This is a genomic window from Methanolobus sp. ZRKC4, from assembly GCF_045291305.1.
Classification (GTDB): domain Archaea; phylum Halobacteriota; class Methanosarcinia; order Methanosarcinales; family Methanosarcinaceae; genus Methanolobus.
The window spans coordinates 1,722,732-1,737,255 of the sequence record NZ_CP146983.1 but is presented as its reverse complement, the minus strand read 5'-3'; the positions used below and the strand labels follow the sequence as shown (position 1 = coordinate 1,737,255).

The window sequence follows — 14,524 nt, the reverse complement described above, 5'->3', positions numbered from 1 at the left end:
CCCCACGTAGCTGATTGTAAAACTATATATGCAGAGTTTTGAGCCTATGATATAAATCTGTTTCCTGCCCACCGGTTCTATGTATCATAAAAGGAGGAGGATAGAAACTAAAGTCATTGAGTGAAATGATATCCTTCACATCTCTCTATTATCAATAACTCTCTTACTCTTTTTTTCACTGCGTGGCAATGCTCCAATCCCAACACATTCCACATCAACGCTGATGCCTATGAAATCCTGAAATGCTTTGTTCATTTGTTTTGCTTTTTTCCTGTTGATTTCCGGGTTATCTGCATTATCGACCTCAACCCTGAAGAGCATGGTATCCCGGCCAGCATCCCTTTCAAGGACTATCTGGTATTCACTGCTCACACCTTCCACCCTGTGAACCACATCCTCTATCTGTCCGGGGTAGACATTCACACCTTTTATCTTGATGCGGTCATCAGTGCGTCCAAGCAGGCGGTCTATGCGTGGGAAAGGACTTCCACATTCACATGGTTCAGGTATGATACGTGTGAGGTCTCTTGTCCTGTAACGTATAAGCGGAGCTCCTTCCTTGGTCAACGTAGTTATGACAAGCTCACCAAGAGTACCGTCTGGAAGGCTCTCTCCTGTAACAGGGTCTATTATTTCAAAGAGCAGGTGGTCTGACCAGTAATGAAGACCATCATGCTGTGAGCAATCAAGGGCAATGCCAGGTCCGTATATCTCAGTTAGACCGAAGATATCGAAAGTCTCGATACCAAGCTCGTCTTCGATACGTGCTCTCATCTTAGGACTCCAGCGCTCAGAACCAATAATCCCAACCTTCAATTTGATACTGTCCTTCAGATCCCTTTTACTAATCTCCTCTGCAAGCAGGAGAGCATACGAGGAAGTACTGCCAAGGACTGTGGATTTCAGGTCAACCATCATCTGAAGTTGTTTTTCCGTATTTCCCGGACCCATGGGTACTGCCATGGCTCCCAGAAGCTCTGCACCTGCCTGGAAACCTATACCTGCAGTCCACATGCCGTATCCGGGTGTTATCTGTATCCTGTCAGTATTCGTAAGCCCTGCCATCTGGTAGCAGCGCATCATCATCTCTGCCCATACATCCACATCTCTTTTGGTATACGGGATTATAACAGGGCTTCCGGTTGTACCGGAAGATGAATGTATCCTCACAATCTCTTCATCCGGTACAGCCTGAAGACCCAGAGGATAGGCATCTCTTAGCTCTTCTTTTGTAGTTAATGGGAGCTTGCTGATATCTTCCAGAGACCTTATATCAGTGGTATCAACACTTTCTTCCTTGAATTTTTTCTGGTAGAAAGAGCTGCCCTTTGCAACCCTTTGAAGAAGCTGTCTTAGCTTGGTCGTTCTTTCTTCATCGGATAGACCGGAATGTGTGCAACAATTCTCACTTTCACATTCACTTACATGAACCACTTTCTTTGAACCATCAATTACATGATTATCACACATTCATCTCACTCCTGCCATCATTGATCCTTAGAGGCATCGTTTGTTTTTGAAACACTTTCAATTGCCATATCATAGGCCCTGCGATTGACATCCCTATATTTTTCCGGAATCATCTTTTCAAGCACATTCCACAGATATTCCACTGAGAAAGGTAAAAGACCGGCACCTGCAGCAGCCGCAATCATAGATACATTAGCTGCCCTGTATGTTCCTGCATCTTTTGCAAGACCGGTGAAATCAGCAGATATTATCTCCGGACAATTGCTCTTCAAAAACTCGAGCATCTGGTCTGGATCATATACTTCATTACCCTGGGTCGATGGTATTATTGCATGCTCATTAACCACAATGCTAGCACCTTTGCGTAAAAAACGAAGGTTACGGGCGGCTTCCCCAGGCTCAAGCCCTATCAGCAAATCTGCGTTTCCCTGCGGGATAAGCGAACCACATACATCGTCCCCAATCCTCACATGACTTGTAACTGACCCTTCTCTCTGGGCCATACCTATTGTTTCAGCTGTAGCTACATGTAAACCGGCATTCATGGCAGCGGTGGCAAGTAAACGAGAGGCTAGTACGACACCCTGACCACCTACACCTGCAATAAGAATATCGAATTTCATTGTAAGACCTCCTTCAGGACAATAGCATCTGACGGACATATCTCTGCACAGAGACCACATCCACTACAGGTATCCTGGATAACAGGCAAACCCGAGGATATTGAAAATATAGCAGGGCATCCCAGCTGGGATATGCAGAGCTTGCAGCCTGTACATTTGTCCTCATCCACAAGATACTGACCTTGTCCCTTGCAGATAGCAACACAGTTTCCTTTAAACACAACAGCAGAGGGACCTTCAAACTCCATGGCCTCAGCGGCTATATTCATGCACTCATCAAGGGAATCTATCTCTATGGTTCTGACCATGCCAACTCCGCAACTTTTGAGAACATCTGCTATGTCGATGATCTTTGCAGGAGAACCAAGAGCTGTTACACCTATACCAGGATGGGGTTGATGTCCTGTCATGGCAGTGGTACGGTTGTCAAGAACTGCAACGGTGATGTCAGCATTATTATATACTGCACTGATAACGGCAGCGATTCCTGAGTGGAAAAAAGTAGAATCACCTATGAAGGACACCTGCTTTGCCTTCTGAGTACCTCTATATTCCTGTGTCTGGGACAGACCGGCGGCGATACTGATACCAGCCCCCATACAGAGACAGGTATTGACCATTTCAAGAGGTTTTGCATTTCCCAGTGTATAACAGCCAATATCACCTGAAAATATGGATTCTACACCCTTTTGTGAACGTAATTTTGCGGCGGCTTTCTTGAACGCATAGAAAACTGTCCTGTGCATACAACCGGCACACAATGTGGGAGCTCTCACAGGCAAAGGAGGAATATCATTCTGCTCTATTGCAGGAGCTGAATGAGTAAGCGGAGAAATGTCATCATTGATACTTTCCAGTACCCTGTTCATACCATCGATGACAACATCAACATCATACTCCCCACTGACAGGGAAAGAACCGTCTTTCTTTCCATGTATATTCACGTTAAGATGATATTTGCCTGCCAATTGCAGGAACTGCTCCTCAAGATACGGGTCCAGTTCCTCGACAACTATCAGGTCTGTGATATCTTTGAGGAATTCAAGGGCTGCCTTTTCAGGGAAAGGATACACAGTTCCTGCCTTGAATACTGAAAATGTACCAGGATAATTCCTTATGGCTTCCTTTGCGTAAAGATATGAAACACCCGAAGCTGCAATTCCTATTTTGCTGCTGCCCTTTGATATTGAGTTAAAAGATTCATCTGCGAAGTATTCTGAAAAACGGTATGACATAGTTATTTGAAGCTCTTCCAGCAGAGGATGTCTCTGTGCCGTTAGTTTTGGGAAAATGGTCCATCTTGTGTCTTTCACAAATCCTTCCATGTCTCTGGAAACCGGCGATAGGTCCTCGATGAGTACATCAGAACACCCGTGAGATACACGGGTTGTGGTCCTGAGTATCACAGGAGTTTCCATCTCGTGTGATAATTTGAAAGCCAGTTTTGTCATATCATAGGCTTCCTGTGGAGTTGCAGGATCCAGTACAGGTATATTTGCAAAATGACCAAAGGCCCTGGTATCCTGTTCGGTCTGGGATGAATGTGGACCGGGATCATCTGAAACAAGAATTACAAGTGAGCCTTTAACACCTATGTAAGAAAGGCTCATAAGAGGATCAGAAGCTACGTTCAGGCCAACCTGTTTCATAGTTACCATGGCATTGGCACCTGAATATGCAGCTCCTACGGCTGTCTCAAGCGCTACTTTCTCATTAGTGGCCCATTCGGCATAGATACCATACTCTTTTGCATGAGAAGCAATGGTCTCCATAACTTCGGTAGAAGGTGTGCCTGGATAGCCGCTCGCTATCTGGACACCGGCTTTGATGGCTCCGAAAGCAATGGCTTCGTTACCCATTAATATGCGTTTACTGGTCAATATCATTCCTCTTGAATGGATAAATGGATAATATGTAAAAGAAAATCAAACAACAGATTCACATCCGGGAACGTGAAACATTGCATATATTCATACATTGATGCTGACCTATGCACTTATTTGATGAAATATAAATGTTTTGTCACAGGTTTCAGTCATAGAAAAATCAGCTCTATAGAAATCATTTTCTATAAATTCAGTTAATCTACTACAATTTTAATACCAAGTTTCTTGTGTTTGTTGTTCCAAAAAAATAAAGTAGATGATTGTGTGTTGTCCAACTGAGGATTTCTACAAAGCCAAAAAAGGAAACTACTTTTAGATATTGGATGGGATACTAAAACCGATCGTAGTTCCTTCACCTAATTCACTTTTTATCCAGACTTCACCATCATGCATCTCAACGAACTTTTTGACAAGGGTAAGGCCGAGGCCAGTACCTCCATATAGTCTAGTTGTCGAATAATCAACCTGTGTAAATGGCTCAAAGACTTTTTCATACTGATTCTTTGAAATACCAATTCCTGTGTCACTAATCAGAAAAGAAACTGAATTTCCTTTGTCTTGAACATCTACTACTACAGATCCTTCATTGTCAGTAAACTTTATGGCATTGGATACAAGATTGAAAAGGACCTGTGTCAATTTAAGTTTGTCAGCTTTGATGTAGAGATCATTTGCTTCGAGACTTGTACTCAGGCAGATGTTCTTTTTTTCTGCAAGAAGGGAAACAATTGCTTCGACATCATCCAATGTTTCCCTGATACTAAATTTTTTATGCTGAAGCTCCATTTTACCGGCTTCGATCTTTGAAATATCCAGAATATCGTTTATGACGTTGAGAAGATGCTTACCACTGTTAGACACATTACTTATATACTTACTTTGTTTTTCATTGAGACTTCCAATCCTGTTCTCAAGAAGAAAATCTGAAAAACCAATGATGGAATTAAGAGGCGTTCTCAATTCATGGTTCATATTTGCAATAAACTCGCTCTTTATTTTATTGGCAGATTCAGCAGTATTTTTTGCATTTATTAATGCAATTTCGGCTTCTTTGCGTTTAGTCACGTCATGTAGAATACCGTTCACTGAAACAGCATTTGCTTCTCTGTCCACTAACCACGAAACGTGATCTTCCACCCATCGTATTGTTCCATCCTTTCTTATTATGCGGTATTCTATAACGCCATTTTCCAGTATTACCTTCATTTGTTCATATTTTGAAAGGACTTTTCCTATGTCTTCAGGGCAAATGGAACTCTCCCATGAATCCGGATTACTTAACCATTCTTCAACAGTATATCCAAAAATGTCCTCAACAGCTTGATTAATATATGTTACTGCAAAGGTTCCAGGATTCATGCAGTATACCAATTCAGAAATATTTTCAGTTAACTCACGATATTTTTTTTCTGATTCCATCAAAGCAGCATTTACTTTTTTTCTTTCTGAAATATCTCTTATGATTGCCATATCTGCTGGTTTGCCTTTGTAATGGATGGTAGATGCACTAATCTCAACCGGTATCTTATTTCCATCCTTTGATACGATATCGACCTCATAGCCTGATTGAATGGCTTCTCCTCTCAGTCTCTTTACATATCTCTTTTTTACAAGATCTATATGCTCAGGTGAAATTAAATTCATTAAAGGAAGCTCATTTGCTTCATCAAACGAATAATTGGTCATATCCAGCATTTTCTGGTTTGCATATTTAATCATGAAATCCTGGATAATAATAATTCCATCATTTCCATTTTCGACAAGGGCAGAATACTTTTCTTCCCTTTCTTTCAATTTGATCTCCATTTTATGTTTGTAAAGGGCTATCTCTATACTGGTGAATAATTCCTTTTCTTCAAAAGGCTTGAGTATGTAACCAAAAGGTTCTGTTATCTTTGCTCGCTGCAAAGTATTGTCATCGGCATAAGCGGTAAGATACACAACTGGAATGTCAAATCGTGCATGTATCTGTTCAGCTGCTTGAATACCGTCCATATCCCCTTCCAGCATAACATCCATCAGCACCAAATCAGGACAAATCTCTTCCACTTTTTCGATAGCTTCTTCCCCAGACGCAACGGTAAAAGGAACTAAATATCCGAAATCTTCCAGCCTGTTCTTCATGTCCAGAGCTGTAATAAGTTCATCCTCTACAATCAATATTTTTGATTTAGTCATTTAATTCCCCTTATCCAATCATTCTTTAAAGGTAATCACAAATTTTGTCCCATTGCTTCGATCAAGCTCTATATTCCCATGAATTTGTTTCACAAGTGTTGTTACCAGTTGCAAACCTAATGAATGTGAATTGCTATAATCCATGTCTTCAGGAATGCCTATCCCAATGTCGCTGACAATGAGTGTAAACATCTTATTCTCAAGATGGAATTCGATATCTATGTCACCTTCTTCTTCTGTCTGATAAGCATACTTTAAGGAATTTGAAACAAGTTCATTGATAATCAATCCAAGAGGAATTGTTTTTTCTATACCCATGTAAACGTCATCAACGTCCAGTTTCAGTTTGATAGCACTATTGCCTACTTTATATGTCTGGAACAGATAGGTCGCCAGATTTTTAATGTAATCACCAACGTCTATGCTTGCCAGATCTTTTGATTGGTACAACTTCTGGTGGGCAATAGCCATTGATCTGACACGGGTCTGACTCTCCATGAAGGCAGCAATTACCTTTTCGTCAGTGAAATTCCTGGATTGAAGGTTGAGCAGACTGGAAATGACCTGGAGGTTATTTTTCACCCGGTGATGTATCTCTTTTAATAAGGTATCTTTTTTCTGAACTTCTTCTGCTTTTTTACGTTCTGTGATATCAATAAAACTCTCAATCAGGTGTATTCGCCCATCAAGATTTACAGAAGTTACATTTTTGAGGATGGGAATCTCTTCTCCTCTTACATTTATGAGCACGTGTTCTGATTTGTTTATGGTATCTTTGAGGTCAGTGATCGGACAGCTTCCCTTCTCAGCCTTACAGATAAAGTTGTGGCATACTTTGCCAACGATTTCCTCTTTTAAACCACCAATACTTTGAACTGCTGAAGGATTTATGTCAACGATAACATGTGTTTCTGCATCGATAATAAGAACTCCTGTCTGGATGGATGACAGTATGGTCTTCAATTTTTCCTCGTTTTCCTGTAACGCTTTCTCTGCTTGCTTGCGTTGGATGGCTGCGCCAATTGTATCAGCCGCCGCTTTGAGAGCATCCTTTTCTACGACAAACCATTCTCTTTTATTCTTACAATCATCGAAACCAATGAATCCCCACCAATTTCCTTCCACGTGTATTGGCACTGCTGCGATGGATAATGCTTTATAGGACTTAAGGAAAGCGTGTTCAACTTCGGGTAACTCCTGAACAGATCCGGAAATCACATCTCCAGCCCTCAAAGCTTTTACCCAGCGTTCACAACCATCATCTATGTATGATAATTTATGGGGTTCAGGGTACTCGATCTGAGAATTGATTCCAAGGCTCTCCCATTTATTGGTCTTGTATGCCCGAAGTATGCCATCTTCATCGATCATGTTTTTAAAAATGTATGCGTGATCAACATCTGTTGCCTTTCCCAATCTCTCAAGAACTACTTGTATGGTATCATCTAAAGGGCATGGGCCCAGTAACTTTTCAGCTGCGAAACTAATTCCTTCGAGTATCGCATCGCGACTTTTAAGAGACAGTTCTGTCTTTTTTTGTTTGGTAACATCTTCCACAACACAGATGCCTCCCACCACAGCTCTGTCATTCGAAAAAACAGGGTTAGCTTCAGCTTTAATAACTGTAGTTCTATCGCTGAGGACAGATTTATACTCACCTTCAAAATATCCTGTTTCTCCTGAAAGTGTTTTTTTTACAAGCTCTATCATTTGAGGATTTTCAGGGGACATCAGCATATTAAAACCGATTATTTTTTCTACAGCTGGTCCAATGATATTTGCAAAGCTATTATTGCAATGGGTGACAATTCCATTCAGATCATAATGGAAAATTCCTACTGGAGAATGTTCAAAGATCATACGGTGCTTGTTCTCAGAGTCCAGCAATGCCTCTTGAACCCACTTACGTTTTTCCTCTACAGCTATTGCCGTAGCAATGACCCCTATAATCTATCTGTCTTCTTTAGAGGGTATAAAATCGTGTTGAAAAACACAGCACAGGGATCCAACGCAATTTTTCTCAAGCTTAACTCCTATTCCCATATAGGTCTTTAACGCATATAGGACCACATTTTGGTCTGTGTGTGCATATGCTGTTTCGGAAAGGTCCCTGACCACCATCAAACGATCATTTGCACACCGTATCACGTCATAGCAAAGATGTCCTTCTGGTTCATCCAAGGGATTATAGTCAGTAGGTGTGTTCCACTGTCCCCATGAATGAAGCAAACCCTCATCTAATCGATTGTAGAGTGCAAAGGTAGCTCCCATCAGTTCTCCGAAAAGAGCAGTAAGGTGATTGATGTTCTTCAATGGATCAGTCCCAAAGCTTAAGAAACAGTCGTTCATCTTTCTTATGCGTTCTTCTGCCAGCTCACGTTGTTTAATCTCTTTTTTCAGAGATTTGTTGATACTTGTCACTTCTGATACATGCTGTTGAATAATTCTCTGTGACTCAAGATTGTGCATTAATGCACTCACCTGTTGGACAAATACCATGAAAGATATTCTGATCTCTTCACTTATTTCGTCATAATAATCCTTCTTTTCTGCAGATCGTCCTCCTAGAACAAATCCATGCAGATCTCCATCCTTGTAATAAGGAGCGTAAATTACCTGACACAATCCCAGCGATCCCCAGGGATTTGATGGGGCGGAAAATTCGATAAAAACACTGTCTTTTGAGTTCACAATTTCATCAGAAACTATCCATTCCATGACCAATGGGTGTTTCTCCTCAAAACCGTAATTCTCCACGAGAGTTAAGCGATTATTAGTCGTATCATAAGTGAAGAGCGCACCGCATTCAACCTCAAAAACTTCAACTATGGACTCTACTGTTATCGAGGAAAGCTCGTGCATATCTTTAGTCCTAATGGCTTTCTCGTTGTAGCCCTGGATCGACTTAAAGCGACTAAGCTCGCGATCAAGGAGATCTCCTGTATTGACAAGCTGCTGCTCAATCGCGGAAAAACGGGTTACTTTTTTCTGTAACTCGCCATACTTAGCTTCAAGTTTATCGTAGTGCAAACTATCTTCATTCATGTTATGAGGTACCTGGTGCGAATACACTGAAGATCACATTAGTCGTTGCGCTTGACAATGACATACAGGGCTGTTGTGTAATTATGGAATTGGGATCGTCCTCCTAATCTTGCAAATTCCCCCAGTCCGTACATTCCCAGCCATGGTATATCTTCATCGTTACACAGGGGGTGCTGCATCCTGAATACAATTTCATCCTTAAGGATACGGTTTAACATACCCCTTCCTCTTGCGACACAGTCTGCGTGGAAAACTGCGACAGGTCTACGGCCGTTGCATCTTTCAACGATCTGCCCGACCATCTGATCCAGGCCATCAAATATTAGATCCTCATCCCGCTTGGTGAGGTAGAGTTTGGTGCCCTCGGGGCACTCAACAGGCATATAGATACTACCATCCGTTCCTTTCTTTGCAATCACTCGAAGAATGTGTGTATTGCCATATTCTTCCTGTAAACTTTCTGGCAGTTCCTCTGCAAGTGCTCCAATTGGAATCGTATCCGCAAGTTGTGCTGTTTCTGGTAGTCCGAGATTGTCTGTCAGACATTTCCAGGCCGGTTGTCCATCCAGCTCGAACACACGATTCGACTCAGAACGTGTTACTTCAAAAGGCATTTCTACGATTGCAAAACCGTGGGAGGCCTGTGTGATCACTTCAAGTGTAGGGTCTGCAAAGCCAATTGCTAATGCACCTTTTTCAAATATCTGGTCGCCAACGAATTGGAAGTTGTTTATGGCTTTCATATTATCTGAAGAGGTAGCTCCAAATATCGGAACATCTGTGCCAAAAACGGATTCGATGCCTTCCAACGCTTTGTCGGCAGCAATATCGATACCTGTTGCCAGGAAATGGATCATGTTAACGTTTGGATTTTTATTCTTCAGGTCTTGAGCCAATTGGGCACCGACTTCATAAGAATTGGGACCTGCTATATTATCTTTAATGACCACGGAAAATTCATCATTTCCGCCTTTTATTGTCATGATAGCCAGACACCTCATTGCTTCATTTGGTCCCTCTTTGCCAATAATTCCAGAGCAGGTACAACCAACAACCTGTGCACTTGGAGCGAGCTTATGCGCCTCACTTATAATATCATTCAGATTATGACCGATGGTGGTATAGATTACCACAAGATCACAATCAATGCTCTCTTCATCAACGAGCGCACTTTCAAGGCATTCAGCTATGGCTTTCTTTGAGTTCACAATTCTGTTACTACTTGACGAAAATTTTAACATACTGCCCTCCGCTTTATTTAGATGTTTTAAATTTTGACAATCCAAATGAATTAATGCCAATGTTCTACAATCATAGACATATTTCAATTATTTGTATATATAAAACACATAAATAAATATATATATATTTATCTGTTGCCATTCTGAAAAAATATTACACAATAACAAAAACAAATCAGTAGCCATTGATGAGGATATATTTAGATTTGATAGATTTGTTCTGTCTGTTGGAAAATAGCTTAGAAGAAAGTTAAGGATTCAGTTGATGATCGGGTATTTAAGGTAGATTAGTAGCAATAAGAACAAAATGAGGAAATTCGAGAAGTACTGAATTTGCATTACATGGAGTGGAAGGAGGAGGAAACATCCATTATAGAGCCTCATGTTAAAAAAAGGGGTGAGGGGGTATGGGGGGAGAGGAGATGGAGTCGTCTGCTATAGACGATTCGATGGAAAATAATACTGAAATCAAGCAAAAAAATAAATAAATAAATTCAAGCTATTAGTTCACAACTTTGACATGTATATCAAGGTTATATTTATTGTTCAAATAAGGATTTTTACAAATCCAAAAAATAATCAAATACTAGTTTAGAAAACTCTTTCAACCAATAATAGCACGAAATCATTTATAGTTATTAACTAAACATTTATTACTTAAGAGATACAACTATTTTTCATGGCTAAACCAGAACAAATTCTGATAGAGCATCATCTTTCATTAGAGGAATTGCTTAAACATATTAAGTCGTTAGAGAAAGATACAAGAGTTCTACAACGTTTGTATTTTGTTAAACACCGTTATGAAGGTGCTTCAGTTAATGAAGCGGCTAAACTTGTAGGGATATCAAAACCCGTTGCATATCAATGGCAAGAACGGTGGAATCAAGACGGATATAAAGGTTTGAAACCCAGGTTTTCAGGAGGTTGCCCTTCAAAACTCACTAATGACCAAAAAGAAAAACTAAAGACCATGTTACATGAGCGTGATGACTGGTCAACAAAAGCAGTTCAGGAACTCATATATAATGAGTTTAAAGTTCAATACACCATTAAGCAAATATTAGTCATCTTGAAAAAGTTTGGCATGCATCATGGCAAACCCTATACACATGATCATCGAAGACCAGAAGACGCAGAAGACCGTTTAAAAAAAACTTACCATTAATCGATGATGGTTGCGTTATCGGCTTTCTTGATGAATCATCTCCACAAACAACATCAAATACAGTTCGTTTATGGTCTTTCAATAAACCTGTTATCTTCAAAAACACAACCAGGCTAAAAGCAAACTCCTTCGGGTTTTATGCATTGAATGGTAATTCAGTTATAAATTTTAAGGAACATTCAACCAAAGAAGATGTATGTTCATTTCTGTCAACTGTAAAAAACAGTAACATAGGAAAAAGAATTGTAATCATTCTCGACAATTTTAGATCACATCGAGCAAAAGATACATTGGATTTTGCACAGGCAAATGACATCGAATTGGTCTATTTACCTCCATATTCGCCAGACTTGAATCCAATAGAATTCATCTGGAAGAGCGTCAAAAGAATAATTTCTTGTAATTTTGTGAAAGATCTTGACCATATGAAAAATCTGATTGCTGAGACGTTTATTAGTTGTTCATCAAAGATTAGTTTCGCAAGAAAATGGATTGATAAGTTTCTGAAAAATAAGTTATGAATATTAAGTGAACAACTATAATTAAACCAAACAAAAACCTTTTTAAATGTTATTGTACATCAACGGACATTATAGTATAAATACATCCTTTTTTGGAGGAGTCACAATTGGTATTGATCTGTAGCAGCTTAAAAACAATAATTGACAAAAACAAAATCATGGAAAGGAGGAGATGAACCTAATGCCCTTACCTTACATTTATCTTATAATCTCGATCGTGATCATGCTGGCCACCACATTCTATTTCATATTGAGGCGCGAACATGCTTAATCATATTCTTTTGGTGTTATACGTAATTGGGATACTTTTGCTTTCCCTGAAACTAAAGCAGGGAACCTTTTCAGGATTTGCTGTATCAGACCGCAATGTGATGCATCCTGCGGTGATAGGAATTGCATATATGGCTGCGTATTTCAGCGCTGCATCTTTCCTCGGTGGTGGAGGCTATGGACTTATTGCTGGCCTCCCATGGGTCATCTGGGGAGTTTTCTTCCATGTAGCATTTGCCTGTCTGGCATTCATCATTGCACCCAAAATATGGGTGTTCTCCCAAAAGTACGATGCCAAGACCATTCCACAGCTGCTGGAGCGCAGATACGATTCCCAAAAAGGTAAGGTCCTGCTTGCAGCTATCATGCTTTTAATGTACACCGTATATCTGGTTGCCATCTTCAAGGGCTGTGCCAATCTTTTCCAGGGCCTGCTGGGAGTGACATATGTCCAGGGTCTTTTCATAGCTGTTGTCATCGTGGCTCTTTACTATGTGATTGGAGGGCTGCCTGCGATCATATGGATCAGTTTCCTGCAGGGGCTTATCATGCTTGTAGGTGCAGTGCTGCTATACACAGGACTTATTTCAAGTGGTGGCGGAATGGCAATATGGGATATGGTTCCAGCTGACATATTGAGTATGAGTGGAGCAGCAGTCCCATGGCAAAAGACCTTTGGAATGGCATTTTCCATCAGTCTTGGGCTTTTGGCATTACCCGATCTGCTGATAATGTTGTTCTCTGCCAAAGACAAAAGAGTAGTGCGCTTTGCAGGCATCTATGGACCAATATCCATCACCATTTACGCTTTATGTATATTCTCCCTGGGAGTTTTGGCTCATGGAGTCTTCAGCTCAGAACAGCTGGCTCCATTCATGGCAAACCCTGATGGACTTATACCATTTTTAGCAACATCACTACTCCCCCGTGGATTTGATAGCATCGTACTGCTGGCTGCTATCTCTGCTGCCATGTCAACTATGAGTGCTATTGTGCTGGTCACAACAACCGCTCTGACTTCAGATATCTTGAAGTATCTACGTCCGGCAACTCCTGATAATGTGGTGCTCCGTATGACAAGGATAGTAGGAGTTATCATCATTATAGTCTCGGCATTCTTCGCAATGGATGTTCCACAGATGATTGTACCCCTGGTGTCCGCAAGTATGGGCGTTATCGCATGCTGCGTTTTCATACCGCTTATTTTCGGACTTTACTGGGAACGTGGCACAGCAACAGGATTTGTTGCCAGCCTGGTGGCAAGTTTCGGCTCAGTGGTGCTCTGGCAACTCTTTGGCAATCCACTCATCCACCCGGTATTCATCGGTTTGATCTTTGGTACCATTGCATATTTGGGAGGAAGCCTGGCAAGTCCCCGTCCATCTCCTATGACGGAAATTGAATAAGAAGTAAAATACTCGGCTTTTGACCAGGTGCTGAAAATAACCTTCAGCACCATTTCTTTTTTTATCCAGGCATATTCTCCAGGTTTGTAAGCTTGTTACTTTGGTTCGAAACCAATTCATGAAAACAAATTTAACTTATCAATATAAATGAAAGCAAAAGGTGTTCCAAATTGAAGAATGTGATAAGCAAGAGTTTCGAGATCAAGGATTACATGATTGATGGTGCACATGTCAACGGTTTCTGGATGAATTTGGAAGGAAGGGAAAAATTGACAACAGAAATTGTCTACGCACCAGTAAATGAAAATATCTTTGAGCCAATTGAAACAGAAAAAATGCTGCATGGAATTATAGCAAAATGTGACAGCTTCAAATCGCAACTCCCTGAGAACATAAACTGCGAGGTCGTCTTCAAAGATCTCAATGAGCTGACATATGATGCAAATGAAAATAAAAGCAATTTTCAAGTGGAAGCTAAAGAATTAGACGAAATAAGAGTTGTTTACAGATTCTACGTTAAATACTATCTTTGAAGATGATTTTGTCTAATTTGGTCTTATTCTGACCTCCTGAAATATAAGATAAAGACATCCCTGCGTATCATTCCCAATCACCAAGCACAGTTCCACCGGCAGAATCGATACATCCTTCATATTCAACATATTCAACTGGCTGTGTGATACCCAACACATTCCACATTAACACTAAATTCTTTA

At 40.6% G+C, this 14,524-nt stretch carries 9 protein-coding genes and 1 pseudogene; 3 read left to right on the top strand and 7 right to left on the bottom strand.

Annotated elements, in window-relative coordinates:
• Nucleotides 1-135: 135 nt before the first annotated feature.
• From V7O67_RS08975 to V7O67_RS08945, 7 genes are all read right to left on the bottom strand, one after another.
• Nucleotides 136-1,470 carry a phenylacetate--CoA ligase gene (locus V7O67_RS08975; RefSeq protein ID WP_342305162.1) on the bottom strand — a complete coding sequence of 445 codons (1,335 nt, stop codon included), beginning with the start codon at nt 1,468-1,470 and terminating at the stop codon, nt 136-138.
• A gap of 17 nt (nt 1,471-1,487) precedes the next feature.
• Nucleotides 1,488-2,093, bottom strand: a complete 606-nt coding sequence (locus tag V7O67_RS08970; protein ID WP_342305163.1) for an indolepyruvate oxidoreductase subunit beta — start codon at nt 2,091-2,093, stop codon at nt 1,488-1,490.
• Nucleotides 2,090-3,979, bottom strand: coding sequence for an indolepyruvate ferredoxin oxidoreductase subunit alpha (gene iorA / locus V7O67_RS08965; protein WP_342305164.1), 1,890 nt, complete (start codon nt 3,977-3,979; stop codon nt 2,090-2,092). The genes V7O67_RS08970 and iorA overlap by 4 nt, the downstream gene beginning before the upstream one ends.
• 312 nt (nt 3,980-4,291) lie before the next feature.
• Nucleotides 4,292-6,157, bottom strand: a complete 1,866-nt coding sequence (locus V7O67_RS08960; RefSeq protein ID WP_342305166.1) for a PAS domain S-box protein — start codon at nt 6,155-6,157, stop codon at nt 4,292-4,294.
• Nucleotides 6,158-6,175: 18 nt separating this feature from the next.
• Nucleotides 6,176-8,044 (bottom strand): histidine kinase dimerization/phosphoacceptor domain -containing protein, encoded by a 1,869-nt coding sequence (locus V7O67_RS08955; RefSeq protein ID WP_342305168.1) that lies wholly within the window; start codon nt 8,042-8,044, stop codon nt 6,176-6,178.
• Nucleotides 8,045-8,107: 63 nt separating this feature from the next.
• Nucleotides 8,108-9,229, bottom strand: a complete 1,122-nt coding sequence (locus tag V7O67_RS08950) for a hypothetical protein (protein ID WP_406669901.1) — start codon at nt 9,227-9,229, stop codon at nt 8,108-8,110.
• Nucleotides 9,230-9,240: 11 nt separating this feature from the next.
• Nucleotides 9,241-10,443, bottom strand: a complete 1,203-nt coding sequence (locus tag V7O67_RS08945) for an FIST N-terminal domain-containing protein (protein ID WP_342305172.1) — start codon at nt 10,441-10,443, stop codon at nt 9,241-9,243.
• Between the two features lie 679 nt (nt 10,444-11,122).
• Here V7O67_RS08945 and V7O67_RS08940 point away from each other — a divergent pair.
• From V7O67_RS08940 to V7O67_RS08930, 3 genes and pseudogenes are all read left to right on the top strand, one after another.
• Nucleotides 11,123-12,132 (top strand): annotated as a pseudogene (locus V7O67_RS08940) (IS630 family transposase).
• A 263-nt stretch (nt 12,133-12,395) separates the two neighbouring features.
• Nucleotides 12,396-13,808 carry a sodium:solute symporter family protein gene (locus tag V7O67_RS08935; protein ID WP_342305174.1) on the top strand — a complete coding sequence of 471 codons (1,413 nt, stop codon included), beginning with the start codon at nt 12,396-12,398 and terminating at the stop codon, nt 13,806-13,808.
• 179 nt (nt 13,809-13,987) lie between these two features.
• Nucleotides 13,988-14,341: a hypothetical protein gene (locus V7O67_RS08930; RefSeq protein ID WP_342306515.1), complete on the top strand. Its 354-nt coding sequence runs from the start codon at nt 13,988-13,990 to the stop codon at nt 14,339-14,341.
• The last annotated feature ends 183 nt before the right edge of the window (nt 14,342-14,524 follow it).

Coding starts and splice junctions, on each gene's coding strand:
- V7O67_RS08960 (WP_342305166.1), bottom strand. CDS start 6,157: ATGACTAAATCAAAAATATTGATTGTAGAGGATGAACTTATTACAGCT.
- V7O67_RS08975 (WP_342305162.1), bottom strand. CDS start 1,470: ATGTGTGATAATCATGTAATTGATGGTTCAAAGAAAGTGGTTCATGTA.
- V7O67_RS08945 (WP_342305172.1), bottom strand. CDS start 10,443: ATGTTAAAATTTTCGTCAAGTAGTAACAGAATTGTGAACTCAAAGAAA.
- V7O67_RS08935 (WP_342305174.1), top strand. CDS start 12,396: ATGCTTAATCATATTCTTTTGGTGTTATACGTAATTGGGATACTTTTG.
- V7O67_RS08970 (WP_342305163.1), bottom strand. CDS start 2,093: ATGAAATTCGATATTCTTATTGCAGGTGTAGGTGGTCAGGGTGTCGTA.
- iorA (WP_342305164.1), bottom strand. CDS start 3,979: ATGATATTGACCAGTAAACGCATATTAATGGGTAACGAAGCCATTGCT.